Below are 19,375 nucleotides of genomic sequence, written 5' to 3' on the forward strand. Positions count from 1 at the left end.
GGCAGTCGCTCAACCCCCGGAAGGGAGCACTCGCTCGTGACCTACGTGATCGCCCAGCCCTGTGTCGACGTCAAGGACCGCGCGTGCATCGACGAATGCCCCGTGGACTGCATCTACGAGGGTGACCGGTCGCTGTACATCCACCCGGACGAGTGCGTCGACTGCGGTGCCTGCGAGCCGGTCTGCCCGGTCGAGGCCATCTACTACGAGGACGACCTCCCCGAGCAGTGGGCCGACTACTACAAGGCGAACGTCGAGTTCTTCTCCGAGATCGGTTCGCCCGGTGGTGCAGCCAAGGTCGGCGTGATCCACGCGGACCACCCGGTCGTCATGGCGCAGCCGCGGGCCTGACCCGTGCCGCTCGACCTGCCCGACTTCCCCTGGGACCAGCTCGCCCCGTACAAGCAGCGCGCCGCGGCGTACGACGGCGGCATCGTCGACCTCAGTGTCGGGTCGCCGGTCGACCCCACCCCGGACGTCGTCCGACGCGCCCTGGCAGACGCCACCGACGCGCATGCCTACCCGCAGGTGGCCGGCACCCCGGCCCTCCGCGAAGCGATCGCCGCCTGGTACGGCCGGCGACAGGGCGTCGAGCTCACCGCCGACCACGTGCTGCCGACGATCGGGTCGAAGGAGTTCATCGCGGGCCTGGCGCTCTGGATGGGCCTCGGCCCGGGTGACACGGTCGTGTTCCCGGAAGCGGCGTACCCGACCTACGAACTCGGTGCCGCCCTGGTGCGCGCCGACGCCCTGGCGGCCGACGACCCCGCCGCGTGGCCGTCGAGCACGAAGCTCGTCTGGCTGAACTCGCCGGGCAACCCCGACGGACGCGTGCTGTCGATCGAGCAGCTGCGCGCCGCGGTCGACCGCGCCCGTGAACTCGGCGCCGTGATCGTGGGCGACGAGTGCTACGCCGAACTCGGCTGGGACGCCCCGTACGACACCACGCCGACCCCGACCATCCTCGACCCCCGTGTCGTGGGCGACTCGTTCGACGGCGTCCTCAGCGTCTACTCGCTGTCCAAGCAGTCGAACCTGGCCGGCTACCGCGCCGCGTTCGTCGCCGGCGACCCCGCCCTGCTCGCCGACGTCCTGGCGATCCGCAAGCACACCGGCATGATGCCGCCGCTGCCCGTCCAGCACGCGATGATCGTCGCGCTCGAGGACACCGCCCACGTCCACCAGCAGAAGACCCGGTACCGCAACCGGCGGAACGTGCTGCGGACGGCATTCGAACGCGCCGGCTTCCGCATCGACGCCAGCGGTGCCGGCCTCTACCTCTGGGCGACCCGCGACGAGTCCGCGCTCGACACCGTCGCCTGGCTCGCCGAGCACGGCATCCTCGTCGCCCCGGGCACGTTCTACGGGGCCGCCGGCGCCCGCCACGTGCGCGTCGCGCTGACCGCGACGGACGACCGGATCGCCGCCGCAGCCCAGCGTCTCGCCAGCGCAGGCCGGGTCGCCAACGGCTGACGGGCCTCCCGTCCGGCCACCCGCCCACCGGCGACGCCTGTGCACAACAGCGGTTCCACCCAAACTCCTGAGCAGCTGCATGTACCGGACCGACAGTCGCCGCGATTAGGCTGTCCAGCGTGACTGACACTGCCAACGACGCTCAGAAGACGGCCACACCGCCCACGACGCCCGTCCCCGTGAGCCCCGGCGCCGAACAGGCGACCGAGACGGCCACGCTGACGTACCCGGGGGGAACGGCGGAGTTCCCGATCCTGCAGAGCGTCGACGGCGCCTCCACGATCGACATCTCGACGCTCAAGAAGCAGACCGGGCTGAACACGCTCGACTACGGCTTCGTGAACACCGGCTCGACGAAGAGCGCCATCACGTACATCGACGGCGACCAGGGCATCCTGCGGTACCGCGGCTACCCGATCGACCAGGTCGCCTCGAACTGCACCTTCCTCGAGGTCGCATGGCTCCTCATCTACGGCGAGCTGCCGAGCCCGAGCGAGCTCGACGCGTTCGACAGCCGCATCCGCCGGCACACGCTGCTGCACGAGGACCTGCGCCGACTGTTCGACGCGCTGCCGCACTCGGCGCACCCGATGTCCGTCCTGTCCAGCGCGGTGAGCGCCCTGTCCACGTACTACGAGGACGACATGGACGTCGACGACCCGGAGAAGGTCGAGCTGCAGACCGTCCGGCTCCTCGCCAAACTGCCGGTCATCGCCGCGTACGCCCACAAGAAGGCCATCGGGCAGGCGTTCCTGTACCCGGACAACTCGCTGTCCTTCGTCGACAACTTCCTGCGGCTCAACTTCGGCACGATGGCCGAGCCGTACCAGCCGAACCCGGTGCTCTCGAAGGCGCTCGACCGGCTGCTCATCCTGCACGAGGACCACGAGCAGAACGCCTCGACCGCGACGGTACGCCTGGTGGGGTCGACGAAGGCGAACATGTTCGCCTCGATCTCCGCCGGCATCAACGCCCTCTACGGTCCGCTGCACGGCGGCGCGAACGAGGCCGTGCTCGAGATGCTGCAGCAGATCAAGGACTCCGGCGAGCCCGTCACGCGCTTCGTCGAGCGGGTGAAGAACAAGGAGCGCGGGGTGAAGCTCATGGGCTTCGGACACCGCGTGTACAAGAACTACGACCCCCGCGCGAAGCTCGTGAAGGAGTCCGCGGACGAGGTCCTCGAGGCCCTCGGCGTGCAGGACGACCTGCTCGACATCGCGAAGGAGCTCGAGCAGATCGCGCTCGAGGACGAGTACTTCGTCAGCCGCAAGCTCTACCCGAACGTCGACTTCTACACGGGCATCATCTACAAGGCGATGGGCTTCCCGCCGCGGATGTTCACGGTGCTGTTCGCCATCGGCCGGCTGCCCGGGTGGATCGCGCAGTGGCGCGAGCTCAACAACGACCCGCTCAACAAGATCGGCCGCCCGCAGCAGCTGTACGTGGGGTACCCGGAGCGGGACCTGCCGCAGCGCTGAGGCGGTCACCGTGCGCGTCGCCGTGCGCTGACTAGCGGGAGGCCCGGGGCCGGTCTGCGTGACCGGCCACGGGCCTCCCGTCCGTTCAGTCCAGGGCGTCGAAGTCGTCCCAGATCGGCGTCTCGAGCGCCGGGTACTCGGCGAGGTGCGGGCGGAGGTCGTCCTCCACCTGGACGCCCCACTGCTCGAAGAACGGGGTGAGGTCGTGCCCCGCGACGTGCGTGGCCTGCAGGACGAAGGCGCGGCGTGCCTCCCGGTCGCTGCCCGCCGCGACGTCCGAACGCACGCGTGCGGAGACGGTCGCGATGAAGTCGTCGCCGTAGGCGCGGCGGAGCTGGTCGAAGACCAGGTGCCGGGTCATGCCGTTCATCTGGTTCGACCAGAAGTCACGCTCGTCGACCGGCTGCTGACGGAACTGCTCGACCTTCGCACGCCACGAGTCCAGCGGGTTGCGCTGGTGTACCTGCTCTTCGAGGACGAAGCTGGCGAGGTCCTGCGAGATCGTGCCGTCGGTCTGACCCCGGTCGTTCGTCCACCGCAGCGCGTCCTGCTGGAAGACCCGACCGACGGCGTTCCGGAGCGCCTGCTCGCCCGCCGCGGAGCCGTCGCTCGTGAACAGGTGGTGCGGCGACGCGTAGTCGGTCGGGAACGCCACCCAGCCCGGGTGGACGTTGGTCGGCGCGTTCGCACCGGCGACGCCGTAGCTCGGGGTCTCGATGTGCACGCGGTGTCCGGTGTCCTCGACGCCCCAGAACCGCTCGTTCGCCCGGACCGTCGCGTCCCAGCGGGCCATCCGGACGTCCAGGTCGTCGCCGGCGATGAGCTCCTCGTTCTGGTCGCTCCTCGGCGAGGTGGCGTCGGCACGGAGGACGTCCGCCTGCACGCGCTCGCCGATCAGGGAGAAGAACGGCGAACGGTCCCAGTTCTGCAGCTGCGTGTCGAAGTCCGCACGTGCCGTGACCCCGGCGACGAAGGTCGGGACGGGTGCCCCACCACGGACCACGATCGTGCCCCGGTCGCTGGCGCTCCGGTCGATGATGCCGACCAGACCGTCGTGCGGCGCGGTGATCAGGTTCTGGCCCGGGTGCAGCGCCTGGGTGGCGACGCCCACGTCGCGGCAGCCGTTGACGCCGAAGTAGGCGCCGTGCTGCCCGATCGCGACCTCGGCGTCCGTGACGCCCTCGGGGACCTCGACGACGAACGTCTGGCGTGCGCGGATCCAACGGCCGGCCTGGCGGAGGTCGCTCCGTGCCGCCTGGGTGCCGTCACGCTCCTGTGCGGCGGCGGCGCTGCCGAGGGGGATGACGGGGACGTCGGTGTGGCCGCTCGTGACGGTGGGCCAGGTGTGCTCGGGGGTGGGGAGCTGGGTGTCGCCGTCCTCGGGTTCGGCGGGGGTCTCGGTCTCGGGGGTCTCGGTGCCGGGGGTTCCGGTTTCGGGCGTTTCGGTGCCGGGCGTCTCGCTCGCGTCGTCGGCCGAGCACCCGGTCACGGCGGCCCCGCCGACGGAGCAGTGCTCCGGCAGGGCACCGGCGGCGTTGAGCAGGTACAGCGGCACCTCGACCGTCGAGCCCGGTTCGAGCGTTCCCGAGGGCGCGATCCGCACGTGCGTGCCGTCCGTTGCCATGTCGACCCGGGCACCGAGGCGGTTGTGCACCATCCCCGTCGCCAGGTCGAACTCGACGGACGGGGTGGCCGGCGTCGATCCGGCGTTGTGGAAGGTGAACACCGCGTCCGTGACGGCGGCGGAGACGACCGAGGTGCGGAGCGACGCGGTGACGTCAGCGGAGGGTGCGGCCTGCGCGGCTGCCGGGACGAGGACCGTGCCGAACACAGTCGAGGCGAGCACGAGTCCACAGGTGCCGATGCGAGCGGCGCGGCGGGAGGTGGGGGAGGACGGGGTCATGACGACTCCTTCGGTCGGGACAGGGCCGTCGGGAGCCTGTCACGGGCCGTCCGCCGCGGGACGTCTCCGATCGGTGACACTGCGTGGTCCTGGGGTGGGGGCGTGCCGGAGCTTCGGACCGCGCGAGCGGGCGGAACACCAGGGTGAGGAGACGTGGTGCCCTGGCATTCCGCCCGCTCGCGCTCCGGGAGGCACGCCCCGCGCTGCCGGCGTCGCCAGCGTCCGCCCGTCGGCTGTCCGGGATGTGGGGCTGGTGGGTGCGCGAGTGGGCGGAACACCAGGGTGCGGTGGCGTGGTGCCTTGGCATTCAGCCCGCTCGCGCTCCGCGAGGTCCGCTCCACGCTGCCGGTGTCGCCTGCGTCCGCCCGTCGGCCGTCCGGGGAGCGGGGTTGGTGGGTACGCGAGCGGGCGGAACACCAGGGCTCGGCGGCCCGGTGCCTTGGCATTCCGCCCACTCGCGCTCCGGGGTGGGGGCGTCCCGTTCGTGAGTGCGCGGGTGGGTACGAGCGGGCGGAACACCAGGGACCGGCGGCGCATTGCCCTGGTGTTTCGCCCGCTCGCGCTCCGGAGGGCGTCCGTTCGTGCGGTGCCTTGGCATTCCGCCCGCTCGCGGGAGGGCGCGCGGCTCCCGCTCGGCGCGCGTCAGGTGCGCGGACGGACGGGAGGCCCGTCACCCGCCCGTTGGACGTGTGACGGGCCTCCCGTCGGTCGCGCTGGTACGCCCGAGACCGACGTGCGGTCCTGCTGGGCGCCCCCGGTCAGGCGTGCAGCGCCGTGTTGAGCTGGATCCCCTCGCCCTTCCGCTGCAGCGCCTCGACCGCACCGGTCAGGGAGTTGCGACGGAACAGGACGTTCGGCGCGTCCGACAGCTCGGCGGCCTTCACGGTGCGCGGGGTGCCGTCGGGGTTCGGGGCCGCACCGACCAGGACGACCTTGGTGCCGGCGGTGACGTACAGCCCGGCCTCGACCACGGAGTCGTCGCCGAGCGAGATCCCGAGTCCGGCGTTCGCACCGAGCAGGGCCCGCGCGCCGAGTCGGACGCGGTGGGTGCCGCCGCCGGAGAGCGTCCCCATGATCGACGAACCGCCGCCGACGTCGGTACCCTCGCCGACGACGACGCCCTGGGACACGCGGCCCTCGATCATCGCGTCGCCCAGGGTGCCGGCGTTGAAGTTGACAAAGCCCTCGTGCATGACCGTGGTGCCTGGCGCCAGGTGGGCGCCGAGGCGGACGCGGTTGGCGTCGCCGATCCGGACCCGGTCCGGGACGACGTAGTCGAGCAGGCGCGGGAACTTGTCGATCGCGTGCACGGCGATGCCGGCGCGCTGCAGGCCCGGACGCAGGCGTGTCAAGGAGCCGGGGTGCACCGGGCCGGCGTTCGTCCACGCGACGATCGGCAGGTGGCCGAAGACGCCGTCGAGCGAGATCTCGTTCGGGCGCACGTGCAGGTGGCTCAGCAGGTGCAGGCGCAGGTACGCGTCCGGCGTGCTGGCGGGAGCGTCGTCGATGACGATCTCGACGGTGGTCGTCTCGATGCGGACGTCACGGCGGGGGTCGTCGCCGACGGCCGCCGTGAGCTCGGTCGGGACCGCGGCATCGGACGGCAGCGGCCCGAGGGAGGTCGCGGGGAACCAGGTGTCGAGCACGGTGCCGTCGGCGGCGATCGTCGCGAGGCCGTGACCCCAGGCGTGCGTGGGGCGGGGCGGGGCAGGCTGCGGAGTCGTCTCGGTCACCCTCCGAGGGTACCGAGCGGTCCGCTCCGGAGACCGTCCACCCGGACTCCTGTGGAGAACACCGACCGGAGCAGGACTCGTCAGGAGAACTCCGACCGGAGCAGGACTCGTCAGGAGAACTCCGACCAGAGCACGAAAGGAGGAGAACGGATGACGGGAAGCGACCTGTGGGCCTGTGCAGAACCGCCGACCTGCGGGGAACGATCGGTAGGCTGCCCGCATGCCGCAGCCGCTCGACCTCTCTGCCTCGTCCATCGACATCACCCGCGCGATCTGCGACATCGAATCGGTGTCCGGCAACGAAGGCGCGCTCGCCGACGCGATCGAGGCCGCCCTCGCCCCGCTCGACCACCTCGACGTGGTCCGCGACGGGGACGCCATCGTCGCCCGCACGCAGCTCGGCCGTGACCGCCGGGTGGTCATCGCGGGCCACATTGACACGGTGCCGCTGAACGACAACCTGCCGACCGAGTTCCGCACCACCGACGACGGCACCGAGATCCTCTGGGGCCGGGGGACCGTCGACATGAAGGCCGGCTGCGCGGTGCAGCTCAAGCTCGCCGTGGACCTGGTCGCGCCGAACGTCGACGTGACCTGGGTCTTCTACGACCACGAAGAGGTCAGCGACGCACTGAACGGCCTGGGGCGTCTGGCCCGCACACGGCCGGAGCTGCTCGCCGGTGACTTCGCGATCCTGGGGGAGCCGTCGGGCGCGCAGATCGAGGGCGGCTGCAACGGCAACCTCCGCGCCGAGGTCCGCACGTTCGGCAAGCGCAGCCACAGTGCGCGCAGCTGGATCGGCGACAACGCGATCCACAAGACCGCCCCGATCCTGGCCACCCTCGCCGCGTACGAGCCGCGCACCGTGACGGTGGACGGCCTCGAGTACCGCGAAGGACTCAACGCCGTCGGCATCTCGGGCGGCATCGCCGGCAACGTGATCCCGGACGAGGCGATGGTCCACGTCAACTACCGCTTCGCACCCTCGCGCTCCGCCGACGAAGCGGTGGCGCACATCCGCGAGCTGTTCGACGGCTACGACGTGACGATCGTCGACCTGGCCGCCGGTGCCCGCCCGGGCCTCGACGCCCCGCTCGCGCAGCAGTTCGTCGCCGCTGTCGGCGGCCCCGAACCCCGCCCGAAGTACGGCTGGACCGACGTCGCCCGCTTCTCGGCGCTCGGCGTGCCGGCGGTCAACTACGGCCCCGGCGAGCCGGTGTTCGCGCACCACGACGACGAGCAGGTGCCCGTCGCCCAGATCACGGCCGTCGAGGACGGACTGCGGCGGTGGCTGACGGCGTGACCACCGCCTCCTGGGCCGCGCAGCGTGCACGGTCGTCAGGAGCGGCGTTGACGTGGGTGGTCGTCCGGTGGCGGCTGCTGCCCTGGTGGTTGCGGATCACCGTCGTCTACACGCTCTCCCGCGTCGTGACGACGGTGCTGATGACCGGCTTCGCCCAGATCCAGACCGCGAACTCGTTCACGGTGCAGCGCCCGTCGTACCTGTCGTTCGCGTCGATCTGGGACGGCGCCTGGTACCGGGTGATCGCGGCGTCCGGCTACCCGTCGACGCTGCCGGTGGACGCGGCGGGGCACGTGACCGAGAACGCGTGGGCGTTCATGCCCGCGTACCCGTTCACGGTGCGGGCACTCATGACGGTCACGGGTGCCTCGTTCGAGCTCGTCGCCGTCGCGGTGTCGCTCCTCGCCGGCTGGGGTGCGGCGCTGGTCTTCCGTCGGCTGATGGGGCGCTTCCTCGATCCCGCGCGGGCGACCTTCGCCACGGTGCTGTTCTGCTTCGCGCCGGTCTCGGTGATGTTCCAGGTGGCCTACGCCGAGGCGATGGGGCTGCTGCTCCTGCTGGTGGCGCTGCTGCTCCTGGTGCAGCGGCGGTACTGGGCGATGCTGCCCGTGGTCCTGCTGCTCGGCATCACTCGTCCGACCGGTCTGGCGTTCGCCCTGCTGATGGGGCTGTTCGTGGTCGTCGGGGTGCTCCGCCCGGCCTGGCTGCGGATGCCCGAGCGACTGACGCTGCGGACGGCGGTGGCCCCGGCGGTCGTCGCGGTGGTGTCCGGGCTGGTCGGCCTGGCCTGGCCCGCCATCGCCTGGGCCGCCACCGGTGTGCCCCGCGCGTACACCGACACCGAGCTCGCCTGGCGGTCGTCCTACATCGGCTGGGGCGAGCTCGTGCCGTTCGCCCCGTGGGTGCAGGGGTTCGGGTGGTGGTTCCACCAGCCGGCAGGCACGATCCTGTTCGTCGTGGTGCTCGTCGGCTTCGTGGCCGTGGTGTTCCAGCCGGCTGCTCGGCGCATCGGACTCGAGCTGCGGCTCTGGGGTCTCGCCTACCTGGTCTACCTGCTGGCGGTCTTCTTCCCGCAGTCCAGCACGTGGCGGATCCTGCTGCCGATCGCCCCGCTGCTCGGTGTCGTCGCCCTGCCCCGATCGCGGGTCTACCGGGTCTCGATGGTGGTCCTGGCGGTCGTCCTGCAGTGGACCTGGCTGTACTACTGCTGGTGGGTGGACGGGTACGACTGGACCCCGCCGTGACCCGTCCGGCTGTCCACGGCGAACACCCCCGAGCTGGGCGGTTTCGCAGTCACGCCTGTCTACGGGATAATGGCCCCTGTTCGTACTGCACGAAAGGGGACATCTGATGGCAGCAATGAAGCCGAGGACCGGCGACGGGCCGATGGAGGCTGTCAAGGAGGGTCGACTCATCATCGTGCGGGTTCCGCTCGAAGGTGGAGGCCGCCTGGTGGTCTCGGTCAACGACGCCGAGGCCAAGGAACTCCACGACGCACTGGCAGAGGTCGTCTCGGCCTAGTTCGTCGACGCACCACCACGGAAGGCCCGGGACGCGTACGTCCCGGGCCTTCCGTGCGCCTGCCGGCCCGTCCCTGTGCTCCTGCAGGCCCGTCCCCGTGCGCCTGCAGGCCGGTTCGGTCCGCAGGGCGGTCGCCTCGCACGGCGGACTGGAGGCTGTCGGTCCCGCCCGGCATGATGGGTCACGTGCCCCGCGACCGCGTCTGCAACCAGCCGGTCCGCCGCATCGAGGAGTACCTCGACCCGGACCCGATGCCGCGCGACGAGTGGCCGGCGACGCTCGCCCCGGTGCGGCAGCTCCTCGACGACGGCCTCGAACTCGGCCCGGTCACGGTCCTGGTGGGCGAGAACGGCGTCGGGAAGTCGACGCTGGTCGAGGCGATCGCGCTGGCGTTCGGTATGGCCCCGGAGGGCGGATCGACCGGGTCCGGGCACACGACACGCCCGTCCGAGTCGGATCTCTGGCGACACATCCGACTGGTCCGCGACTTCGGCGCAGCACGCAGCGGGTTCTTCCTGCGCGCCGAGACCATGCACGGCTTCTTCACCTACCTGGAGCAGAACCCGAACCCCAAGCGTGCCGAGCCGCAGTTCCACGAGCGCAGTCACGGTGAGTCGTTCCTGGACTTCGTCATCGACCGGGCGCGGTGGCCCGGGCTGTGGCTGCTCGACGAACCCGAGTCGGCGCTGTCGTTCTCGGGCTGTCTGGCGCTGATCGCGCTCCTGCAGTCCATCGTCGAGGACGGTGTCGGGCAGGTGATCCTGTCGACGCACTCGCCGGTGCTCGCCGCGTTCCCGGACGCCACCGTGCTGGAGGTCGGCGAGTGGGGCATCCGGCGGAGCGACTGGGCAGACCTGGACCTCGTGCGGAACCAGCGGGCGTTCCTGGAGGCCCCGGAACGGTACCTGCGGCACCTGGGGTGAGTCGTGCCTCCCGGCCGGCACCCGGGTGAGGTCGCACGAACTGCCGCCCGACCCGGCGAGGTCGCACGAACTGCCGCCCGAGGGCGCCGGGGACGGCACATCATGCGACCTGGCCGAACCGCCGGCGGCACGTCGTGCGACCTCGGCGCCTACTCCGGCGAAACCCAGGCCGCCCGGCGCCCCACCACGACGAACCCAGGCCCGCCGACGGCACCCGGGAGACCAGGGTCAGTCGGTGAGCTTCGTCATCTGCAGCAGCCCGTCGCCCGCGGGGGACAGGGCGCTGCGGACCGCACCGGAGGTCGACACCTCGGTCAGGAGCAGCCGGAAGTCCGTCGTCGCCCGGTCGCGCTTGACCGGGTCCGCGACCTTGCCGCGCCACAGGGCGTGCGGGACGAGGACGGTGCCGCCGGTCTTCGCCAGCCGCAGCCCGTGCTCGACGTACTCGATGACGTGCTCCGGGTCGGCGTCGATGAGGACGACGTCGTACGATGCGTCGTTCATCCGCGGCAGGACCTGCGCCGCACGGCCCGGGATCAGGCGGACCCGTCCGGGTGCGGTGCCGGCGGCGAGGAAGGCGTCGCGGGCGTCCTGCTGGTGGTCGATCTCGACGTCGATCGTCGTCAGGGTCGCATCCGGTGCACCTGCCAGGAGGTACAGGCCGGAGACGCCCAGTCCGGTGCCGATCTCGATGATGCTCGTCGCGCGCGAGGCGGCGGCGATCACGCTCATCTGCGCACCGATGGCGGGTGAGACGGCTTCGACCCCGAGTTCGAGGGAGCGCTCACGAGCACGGGCGACACCATCGGGTTCGGAGACGATGTCCTCCGCGAACTTCCAGTTCGAGTCTTTCTCTGACACGCACACTCCTCGTCGGTCAACTCTACGGGTGACTCGTCGACTCCACGCGTTAGGCTCGCTCCCGTGAACATCCAGCTCGACAAGATCCTGCTCATCGGGATCATCGCCGTGCTGTTGCTCGGGCCGCAGCGGCTGCCCCTGTACGCCCAGAAGCTCGCCGACTTCGTCAAGGCGGTCCGCCGGTTCGCGGACACCGCCAAGGACCGGATGCGCGAGGAGATGGGCCCCGACTTCGACGACGTCGACTGGCAGAAGCTGGACCCGCGACAGTACGACCCGCGTCGGATCATCCGCGACGCCCTGCTGGACTCCCCGTCCTCCGGTGCCGAGGCGGCTGCGGCCGCTGCGACCGTGACGGCGGCGAAGGTCCGGGCTCCCGCGCCGATCGTGCCGCTGGCCGCCGGCGAAGCCGCACCGTACGACGCCGAAGCGACCTGACACCGACCCGACCGGACCCGACGCCGAGGCGACAGACGCCGACCGTCAGGACAGCGACAGTCCGAGCTTCCGGCCGGCCAGCCCGCGCCCCATCGCGGTGAGCCGGTCCGCCACCGCGTCGAGTGCGACCGCTGCGGCGTCCGTCGGGTCACCCAGGACGACCGGGAGGCCCGCATCGCCCCCGGTACGCAGCGGCACCGAGAGCGGCACCCGGCCGAGCACCGGCACGGGGGAGTCCTGCCCGCGGGAGAGCCGCCGGGCGGTCTCGTCGCCCCCGCCCTCGCCGAAGAGGTGCAGCACGGTGCCGTCCGGCTGCACGAGCCCCGCCATGTTCTCGACGACGCCGATCACCCGCTGACCGGTCTGCCGGGCGACGATCCCGCTCCGCTCGGCCACGTCTGCCGCAGCCGCTTGCGGGGTGGTGACGACGAGGACCTCGGCGTGCGGCAGCAGCTGGCCGACGGAGATCGCGACGTCGCCGGTGCCGGGCGGCATGTCGAGCAGGAGCACGTCGAGGTCGCCGAACCACACGTCGGAGAGGAACTGGTTGACGGTCCGGTGCAGCATCGGCCCACGCCAGGACACCGCCGTGGAGACGTCGTCGACGAACATGCCGATCGAGACGACCTTCACCTCGTGGGCGACCGGCGGCAGGATCATGCTGTCGACGCGGGTCGGGCGTGGCGCCACACCGTGCTCGTCGGTCAGGCCCATCAGGCCGGGGATGCTGAAGCCGTGCACGTCGACGTCGACGATGCCCACGCGCTGCCCGCGGCGGGCGAGGGCGACCGCCAGGTTCGCCGTCACCGTGGACTTGCCGACGCCGCCCTTGCCGCTCGTCACCGCGATCACGCGGGTCAGCGAGTCCGGGGTGAACTGGACGCCCTTCGGCCGGCCCTCGCGCAGCCGCGCCGTGAGGGCACGACGCACGGCGGGGTCCATCACGGACACGTCGACGTCGACCGCCGCGACACCCGCGACGGAACCTGCGGCGGCCCGGACGTCCCGTTCGATGGTGTCGGCGGCCGGGCACCCCACGATCGTGAGCTGCAGGTCGACGCGCACCGAGCCTCCCGGCTGGACGTCGACGCCACGGATCATGTCGAGCTCGGTGACGGGGCGGCGGATCTCCGGGTCGATGACGCGGCCGAGCGCAGCGAGGACCGCCGTGCCGAGCGCGTCCTCCGGGTGGGAGGCGTCAGCCACGCGTCACCGAACGGTCGTGGCCGCGGTCACGGCCACGGTCGTGCACCTGGCTGCGCGCGCGGTCCCGCTCGCGGTCGTCCAGTTCGTCGAGGTCATCGGGGTCGCCGTCACGGCGGTCGAGTTCCTCGAGCAGGGACCGCAGTTCCGCGCGGATGAAGTCCTTCGACGCCATGTCGCGCATCGCCAGGCGGAGGGCGACGACCTCGCGGGCGAGGTACTCGGTGTCGGCCAGGTTCCGCTCGGCGCGCTGCCGGTCCTGCTCGAACTGCACGCGGTCACGGTCGTCCTGCCGGTTCTGCGCGAGCAGGATCAGCGGCGCCGCGTACGAGGCCTGCAGCGACAGCACGAGGGTCAGCGCGGTGAAGCCGATCGCGGCGGAGTCGAACTGCCACGACTTCGGCGTCAGGATGTTCCAGCCCATCCAGAGCACGCAGAAGAGCGTCAGACCGATGAGGAACCAGGGGGTGCCCATGGCGCGTGCGATGCCCTCGGTCGCACGACCGAACGCGTCGCCACGACCCCGGCGTCGGGTCGGCAGGACGCGGGTGCGCATGCCCTTGGGGGAGTCGAGACGTTCCTCGGGTCGTTCCCTGCGGTTCTCATCCGTGCGTGCCACGAGTCGTCCTCCTTCCCGGGGTCACCGGTGCTCTGCGGGTCAGTGAGCGTGGGCGCGAGACCGCGCCAGGGTTGGCGTCGGCCTCGTCCTGACTCCGCCAGTCGTCCGGCAGGACGTGATCGAGGACGTCGTCGATGGTCACCACCCCGACGAGTCGGTGGGCGTCGTCGACCACGGGGACGGACAGGAGGTTGTAGGTCGCCATCACGCGCGTCACCTCGGCGGCACTCGCGTCCACCTTCACCGGTTCGGTCTGCTGGTCGATCAAGGTCCCGAGGCGCTCGTTCGGCGGGTACCGCAGCATCCGCTGGAAGTGCACCAGGCCGAGGAAGCGTCCGGTCGGCGGCTCGTACGGCGGCAGCGTCACGCAGACCGCGGCGCCGAGCACCGGGGCGAGTTCGTGGCGGCGGACCAGCGCGAGGCCCTCGGCGACGGTCGAGTCGGCGGAGAGGATCACCGGTTCGGTCGTCATCAGGCCACCGGCGGTGTCCGGCTCGTACTCGAGCAGCATCCGGACGTCCTGCGCCTCTTCCGGCTCCATGAGCTCGAGGAGGGCCTCACTGCGCTCGTCCGGCAGCTGTGCCAGGAGGTCGGCGGCGTCGTCGGGCTGCATCTGGTCGAGGACGTCGGCGGCGCGGGAGTCGCGGAGCGCCGAGAGGATCTCGATCCGCTCCTGGTCCGGCATCTCCTCGAGCACGTCGGCGAGGCGGTTGTCGGGCAGTTCCTCGGCGACCTCGAACCGACGCTCGGACGGCAGGTCGAGCAGGGTCGAGGCGAGGTCGGCGGGCAGGAGGTCCGAGTAGGCGGCGATCACGTGCTCGGCGGACTGGGACTCACCGGGCAGCTCGTCCTCGGTGACCTCGTTCCAGGCGGCGAACGTGGTCGGGCCCTTGCCGAACGGGGACGGCGTGGTCTTCGGCTTGCGGAGGAAGAGCTGCGCGACGGACCAGTCGCCCTGGCCGTGGTCCTCGATCGCGACGTCCTCGATGGTCGCGCGGATCTGCTCCTTCTTGATGAGCACCTTGCGGCCGAGGATCTCCGCGATCACCCGGACCTCGCCACCGCGCTGCTCGAAGCGGCGCATGTTGACCAGGCCCGTCGTGATGACCTGCCCGGCACCGATCGAGGTGATCCGGCCGATGCTGACGAAGATGCGGCGCTTGCCGGGGACCTCGACGATCAACCCGACGACCTGTGGGGCATCGACCCGGCGGTAGACGACCAGGACGTCGCGGACCCGACCCACCCGATCGCCCGCGGGGTCGAAGACGGAGCACCCGGCCAAGCGGGCGACGAAGACCTTCGAGGCGCTCACCCATCCAGCGTAGTCGTTCGCCCCGGCGCACTCGCCGCGCCTTCCCTGGTGGTTCTCGTGTGATCGCAAGGAGCCCGGTGGATGATGACTGTGTGAGCACTCAGAGCCCCTTCGGCGGCCGCACGGCACAGGCGTTCCCCACGCTGCCCCGCGGTGACGTCCTCGGCACCTACGACAGCTACCCCGAAGCACAGCGCGTGGTCGCGAAGCTCGCCGAGGCGGACTTCCCGGTCGCGAAGCTCGCCATCGTCGGCAACGACCTGAAGACCGTCGAACGCGTCACCGGCAAGATGACCTACGGTCGCGCGGCCCTCGCCGGCGCCCTGTCCGGCCTCTGGCTCGGGTTCTTCTTCGGCATCGTCCTGACCCTGTTCTCACCTTCGGCCGGCGGCCTCTTCGCTGCCGCCGCGGTCATCGGTGCCGGCTTCGGCATGCTGTACGGCATCGTCTCGTTCGCCATCACGAAGCGTCAGCGGGACTTCACGAGCGTCCACCAGGTCCTCGCCACGAACTACCAGATCGTCGTCGAGCCGCAGCTCTCCGGGCAGGCCCAGCGCATCCTCGGGCAGGCCGGCGCGATCCAGCACACGTCGTGGGACCAGCCGGGTGCGGGCAGCGCGAAGCAGGGCGGCCAGCCGGGGCAGTACGGCCAGCAGGGCCAGGTCGGGCAGTACGGTCAGCAGGGCCAGATGGGGCAGCAGCCGTGGCGTCCGAGCTCCCCGCAGGGCGGCCCGGGCCAGGGCGGCGCGACTCCGGGGCGTCCGCCGCAGTACGGGGAGTACGGCCAGCAGGGCCAGGCGCCGCAGGGCCAGCCGCCGCAGGGTCAGCCGGGTCAGTACGGTCAGCCGGCCGGGTCTCCCCGGTACGGGCAGCAGGCGCCGCAGGGTCAGCCGGGCCAGTACGGTCAGCCGCCGCAGGGCTCGCCGTACGGCGGGCACGCCACCCCGCACCAGCAGCCGGGCTCCGGCTCGCCGGCGGCGCCGACACCGGACGGCCGTCCCCGCTACGGCACGAACGACGGCCCCCGCTACGGCGCCGACGACGACTCCACCCGTCGGACTCCCGACGACACTGCTGGCCGCGACGCGACGGGAGGCCCGCGGTACGGCACGAACGACGGTGCGGCCCGCGACGCCTCCGGTGACCGCGGTGCGAACCCGCCCCAGCGTCCCGAGGGCACGACCCCGCGGTACGGCACGAACGAGGGCGGCCCCCGTGCGGCGTCGACCACGGACGGTGCCGGGTCCACGCCCGAGCGACCGGACGCCGCGCCGCGCTTCGGCACGACCGACGGCCCCCGCTACGGGGAACGGGCGACCAGCCCCGAACCTGAGCAGCAGCCCACGGACGAGTCGACGGCGGACGGACCCGAGACACCTCGCCGGGAGGACGGACACCGCGACTGAGCGCGGCCGGCGACACTGATGACGAAAACGGGGGCTCCCGGACCAGATGGTCCGGGAGCCCCCGTCGTCGTCAGCGCTGCTGGTCAGAGGATCTTCGAGTAGCAGACCGAGCGGTCGGCGCCCACGTACGGGCCGAAGTTCGCGATGCGGCTGAAGCCCTCGCGCTCGTAGAACGCGATCGCCCGCTTCTGCTCCGTGCCCGTCTCGAGGACGAGGGCCGGCGAACCGAGGTCGAGCGCGGCCTCCTCGAGTCGACGCAGCATCGCCGCGGCCACACCCGACCCGCGGGACTCCGTCCGGACGTACATCCGCTTCACCTCGGCGATGCCGTCGTCGACGATCCGCAGACCACCGCAGCCGACCGGGGTGCCGTCGCCGTCGCGCGCCACGAAGAACACCGCGATCGAGTCGGCCGTGGGCTTCGGTCCGGGCTCGGTGTCCGCGCCGTACGTGCTGTCGATCTCGATGCGCTGGGCGGCACGCAGCCGCTGGGCATCGGGCGAGTCGAAGTGCTCGACGTCGATCAGGAAGGTGCTCGAGGGGGCTTCAGCGCTCACGAGGCCCAGGCTAGCGCGGAGTGCGGGCGATCCACCCCTCCACTTCCGAGGGGGTCCGGGGGATGTGCACGGACAGGTTCTCGGCGCCGTCCTCGGTCACCAGGATGTCGTCCTCGATGCGGACGCCGATGCCGCGGAACTCCTCCGGCACGGTCAGGTCGTCCTGCTGGAAGTACAGTCCGGGCTCGATGGTGAAGACCATGCCGGGCTGCACGATGCCGTCGAGGTACATCTCACGGCGGGCCTTCGCGCAGTCGTGAACGTCGAGCCCGAGGTGGTGGCTCGTGCCGTGCACCATGTACCGGCGGTGGAACTGGTTCTCCGGCTCCAGCGACTCGTCGGCCGAGACCGGCAGGAAGCCCCACTCGGCCGTCTTGCGGGCGATGACCTGCATGGCGGTCGCGTGGACCTCACGGAAGGTGATGCCGGGCTTGACGATCGCGAACGCCGCATCGGCAGCCTCCAGGACGGCCTCGTAGACCATCCGCTGGACGGGCGAGAACGTGCCGCTGACCGGCAGCGTCCGGGTGATGTCGGCTGTGTAGAACGAGTCGACCTCGACCCCGGCGTCGATGAGGATGAGGTCGCCCGGCTGCACGGCACCGTCGTTCCGGGTCCAGTGCAGGATGCAGGCGTGGTGGCCGGCGGCCGCGATCGTGTCGTACCCGACCGTGTTGCCGTCCGCGCGAGCACGGCGGTTGAAGGTGCCCTCGACGATGCGCTCGCCACGGGGGTGGGCGAGGACCGCGTCGAAGTCGGCGATCACGTCTTCGAACCCGTGCTGGGTCGCGTCGACGGCCTTGCGGAGTTCGCTGACCTCGAACGCGTCCTTCACCAGGCGCAGCTCGGACAGGTCGCGGGAGAGCACGTCCGCCGTCGCCGGGGTGTCGTCCTGCTCCTCGGCGCCACCGACGGTCGTACCGAGCCGCTCGTCGAGGGCGCGGGTGAAGTCGGTGTCGGCGTCGCGGACGACCAGCACCGAGGCGTCGAGGCCGTCGAGGACCCGGTCGAGCTCGCCCAGGTCGGCGGTCGCGAGGCCCAGGTCGGCGGACACCTCGGCCAGCGAGGGCCGCGGTCCCACCCAGAACTCACCGATCTCGGGGTTCGCGTAGAACTCCTCGGAGTCACGGCCGGCGGTCGCACGGAAGTACAGCGTGGCGTCGTGCCCGCTGCCGTTCGGCGTCAGGACCAGGACGGACCCGACGACGGTGTCCGTGCCCCAGCCGGTGAGGTGCGCGAACGTGGAGTGCGGGCGGAACGGGTAGTCGCAGTCGTTCGAGCGCACCTTCGCCTGCCCGGCGGGGACGACGAGCGTCCGACCGGTGTGCAGCTCCGAGAGCCGCGCCCGACGCTCGGCAGCGAAGGCGGACTGCTCGCGGGGCGCCGGGAGCGGACGCTCGCGCTCCGCCCAGTTCGACGCGATGTGGTCCTTGAACACGGACGAGCCGGGAGTGGTGGAGCGGTTGCTCGTCGCGCGGGGAGTGGTGTCGGCCATGCGTCCCATCATCGCACCGTGCAGCTTCCGACCACCGCGCGCTGTGGGCTCAGCAGCCGACGTTGAGACCGTTCCCGCCCGGAGAGGTGTAGCGCAGCTCGCGCACGCTGCCGTTCGCTGGTGCGTACTGGGCGGTCGCGGTCGCCATCGCGACGGGGTCGGCGTCCTTCGTCGGCCGGTACTCGATGCAGACCGTGCCGATGCTCGCACCGGTGGCGTCCGGCTTGCCGATCTCCCACTTGCCGAGGTGGTGGTGGTCGGCGAGCGGGTGCGCCGCCACGTACTCCGAGCCGGTCTCCGTCCTGCCGTCGGCCATGGCGTCGACCATGCCCTCGGCGACGGTGGTGGCCTCCTTCTCGAGGTCCGGGATCGTCGCCTTCCGCTCGGACTGGGACATCTCGGGCTGGGCCGCGGTCGTCGCGGTGTCGCCGCTGCCGCCACCGCTGCAACCGGTCAGTCCGGTGAGGACGACGATCCCGAGAACGAGTACCGCTGCGCGCTGTGCTGTGGACATGACCGTTCCCCCTGGTTGCTCGATGGTGGGCGATCCGGCCGGCCCCGGCCTCGCGAGATCATCGCGCGCCCAGCGTACCGGCGGGCGCGTCGCCCCCGGCGTCGCCCGCGTCAGTGCTCGAGTCGTCGTGCGGAGATCGCGGTGGCGACTCCTCCGATCACGAGCACCAGACCGAGTGCGGCCGACACGTACATGGGCCCGTACGAGTAGCTCCCGGCGACGTCGACCTGTCTGCCGAGCCACATGCCCTCGATGAGCACCTGCCACGCCATCAGCAGGACGATGACCGCGCCCGCCATGCTCGTGACCCAACCCCAGATGACCTGTCCCCGCTGCATGGGTCGGATCATCCCACCTCGACGGCACGCAGTCCACACCACGGTGACGGGGACGTGCCTCGCGATCGGTGGGCCGGACCTCAGGCCACCTGCGCAGCGGCAACCGGCATCGCCTGGCACACCTCCGCCCACGCCGTCGCCCCCCGGGCACCTGGGTCGTCAGACTGTGCTCGGGAAGGACTCGAGGCGGTTCCGCAGGTGTCCGGCGGCACGAGCCGCCTCGAGATCGCGGCGCAACGACTGCGCGCGTTCCGCTCCGAGGATGACCATCACGCCCGCCTACCGCTCACAAGGC

19 protein-coding genes are annotated in these 19,375 nt (G+C 71.5%); 9 read left to right on the plus strand and 10 right to left on the minus strand.

What is annotated here, in order from left to right:
- Window positions 1-36 precede the first annotated feature (36 nt).
- The 3 genes from fdxA to DEI97_RS04500 all read left to right on the plus strand — a co-directional run bounded on the left by fdxA (window position 37) and on the right by DEI97_RS04500 (window position 2,951).
- Window positions 37-351 (plus strand): ferredoxin, encoded by a 315-nt coding sequence (gene fdxA / locus DEI97_RS04490; protein WP_110903275.1) that lies wholly within the window; start codon window positions 37-39, stop codon window positions 349-351.
- 3 nt (window positions 352-354) lie between these two features.
- Window positions 355-1,473, plus strand: coding sequence for a succinyldiaminopimelate transaminase (gene dapC / locus DEI97_RS04495; protein WP_111075665.1), 1,119 nt, complete (start codon window positions 355-357; stop codon window positions 1,471-1,473).
- A gap of 179 nt (window positions 1,474-1,652) precedes the next feature.
- Window positions 1,653-2,951, plus strand: coding sequence for a citrate synthase (locus tag DEI97_RS04500; RefSeq protein WP_111075664.1), 1,299 nt, complete (start codon window positions 1,653-1,655; stop codon window positions 2,949-2,951).
- Window positions 2,952-3,036: 85 nt separating this feature from the next.
- Here DEI97_RS04500 and DEI97_RS04505 read toward each other — a convergent pair whose 3' ends face one another.
- Window positions 3,037-4,854 (minus strand): M60 family metallopeptidase, encoded by a 1,818-nt coding sequence (locus tag DEI97_RS04505; RefSeq protein WP_111075663.1) that lies wholly within the window; start codon window positions 4,852-4,854, stop codon window positions 3,037-3,039.
- A gap of 758 nt (window positions 4,855-5,612) precedes the next feature.
- Window positions 5,613-6,587: a 2,3,4,5-tetrahydropyridine-2,6-dicarboxylate N-succinyltransferase gene (gene dapD / locus DEI97_RS04510; RefSeq protein WP_111075662.1), complete on the minus strand. Its 975-nt coding sequence runs from the start codon at window positions 6,585-6,587 to the stop codon at window positions 5,613-5,615.
- A gap of 220 nt (window positions 6,588-6,807) precedes the next feature.
- On the opposite strand from dapD, the gene dapE reads away from it, so the two are divergent.
- The 4 genes from dapE (at window position 6,808) to DEI97_RS04530 (ending at window position 10,334) form a co-directional block, all read left to right on the plus strand.
- Window positions 6,808-7,890, plus strand: coding sequence for a succinyl-diaminopimelate desuccinylase (dapE, locus tag DEI97_RS04515; RefSeq protein WP_111075661.1), 1,083 nt, complete (start codon window positions 6,808-6,810; stop codon window positions 7,888-7,890).
- Complete coding sequence (locus DEI97_RS04520) at window positions 7,887-9,134, plus strand: mannosyltransferase family protein (protein ID WP_258376758.1); 1,248 nt, start codon at window positions 7,887-7,889, stop codon at window positions 9,132-9,134. Before dapE ends, DEI97_RS04520 begins: the two co-directional genes overlap by 4 nt.
- 106 nt (window positions 9,135-9,240) lie before the next feature.
- Entirely contained in the window at window positions 9,241-9,411 is a 171-nt protein-coding gene (locus DEI97_RS04525; RefSeq protein ID WP_017887054.1) for a DUF3117 domain-containing protein, read from the plus strand.
- 251 nt (window positions 9,412-9,662) lie between these two features.
- Window positions 9,663-10,334 (plus strand): AAA family ATPase, encoded by a 672-nt coding sequence (locus DEI97_RS04530; RefSeq protein WP_253468073.1) that lies wholly within the window; start codon window positions 9,663-9,665, stop codon window positions 10,332-10,334.
- A gap of 228 nt (window positions 10,335-10,562) precedes the next feature.
- Here the strand turns inward: DEI97_RS04530 and DEI97_RS04535 are convergent, their stop codons facing one another.
- Entirely contained in the window at window positions 10,563-11,195 is a 633-nt protein-coding gene (locus DEI97_RS04535; RefSeq protein ID WP_111075728.1) for an O-methyltransferase, read from the minus strand.
- 63 nt (window positions 11,196-11,258) lie between these two features.
- Here DEI97_RS04535 and DEI97_RS04540 point away from each other — a divergent pair, with 63 nt between their 5' ends.
- Window positions 11,259-11,633 (plus strand): twin-arginine translocase TatA/TatE family subunit, encoded by a 375-nt coding sequence (locus tag DEI97_RS04540; protein WP_111075660.1) that lies wholly within the window; start codon window positions 11,259-11,261, stop codon window positions 11,631-11,633.
- A 45-nt stretch (window positions 11,634-11,678) separates the two neighbouring features.
- Here the strand turns inward: DEI97_RS04540 and DEI97_RS04545 are convergent, their stop codons facing one another.
- From DEI97_RS04545 to DEI97_RS04555, 3 genes are read right to left on the minus strand one after another with little or no spacing between them, the layout of a single operon-like run.
- Window positions 11,679-12,839, minus strand: coding sequence for an Mrp/NBP35 family ATP-binding protein (locus DEI97_RS04545; protein ID WP_111075659.1), 1,161 nt, complete (start codon window positions 12,837-12,839; stop codon window positions 11,679-11,681).
- Window positions 12,832-13,392 carry a DUF1003 domain-containing protein gene (locus DEI97_RS04550; RefSeq protein WP_258376760.1) on the minus strand — a complete coding sequence of 187 codons (561 nt, stop codon included), beginning with the start codon at window positions 13,390-13,392 and terminating at the stop codon, window positions 12,832-12,834. The genes DEI97_RS04545 and DEI97_RS04550 overlap by 8 nt, the downstream gene beginning before the upstream one ends.
- A 46-nt stretch (window positions 13,393-13,438) precedes the next feature.
- A complete protein-coding gene (locus tag DEI97_RS04555; RefSeq protein WP_111075658.1) occupies window positions 13,439-14,770 on the minus strand; it encodes a magnesium transporter MgtE N-terminal domain-containing protein in 1,332 nt (443 codons plus the stop codon).
- Between the two features lie 92 nt (window positions 14,771-14,862).
- Here DEI97_RS04555 and DEI97_RS04560 point away from each other — a divergent pair, with 92 nt between their 5' ends.
- On the plus strand, window positions 14,863-16,176 hold the full coding sequence (locus DEI97_RS04560; protein ID WP_111075657.1) for a general stress protein: 1,314 nt from the start codon (window positions 14,863-14,865) through the stop codon (window positions 16,174-16,176).
- An 83-nt stretch (window positions 16,177-16,259) separates the two neighbouring features.
- On the opposite strand, the gene DEI97_RS04565 is transcribed toward DEI97_RS04560, so the two are convergent.
- From DEI97_RS04565 to DEI97_RS04580, 4 genes are all read right to left on the minus strand, one after another.
- A complete protein-coding gene (locus DEI97_RS04565; protein WP_220039231.1) occupies window positions 16,260-16,733 on the minus strand; it encodes a GNAT family N-acetyltransferase in 474 nt (157 codons plus the stop codon).
- Between the two features lie 10 nt (window positions 16,734-16,743).
- Complete coding sequence (locus tag DEI97_RS04570; protein ID WP_111075656.1) at window positions 16,744-18,228, minus strand: aminopeptidase P family protein; 1,485 nt, start codon at window positions 18,226-18,228, stop codon at window positions 16,744-16,746.
- 49 nt (window positions 18,229-18,277) lie between these two features.
- Window positions 18,278-18,742, minus strand: a complete 465-nt coding sequence (locus DEI97_RS04575) for a hypothetical protein (RefSeq protein ID WP_111075655.1) — start codon at window positions 18,740-18,742, stop codon at window positions 18,278-18,280.
- Between the two features lie 110 nt (window positions 18,743-18,852).
- Window positions 18,853-19,080 (minus strand): hypothetical protein, encoded by a 228-nt coding sequence (locus DEI97_RS04580; protein WP_146248194.1) that lies wholly within the window; start codon window positions 19,078-19,080, stop codon window positions 18,853-18,855.
- Window positions 19,081-19,375 lie beyond the last annotated feature (295 nt).

Source organism: Curtobacterium sp. MCLR17_032 (assembly GCF_003234795.2).
Lineage (GTDB): Bacteria > Actinomycetota > Actinomycetes > Actinomycetales > Microbacteriaceae > Curtobacterium.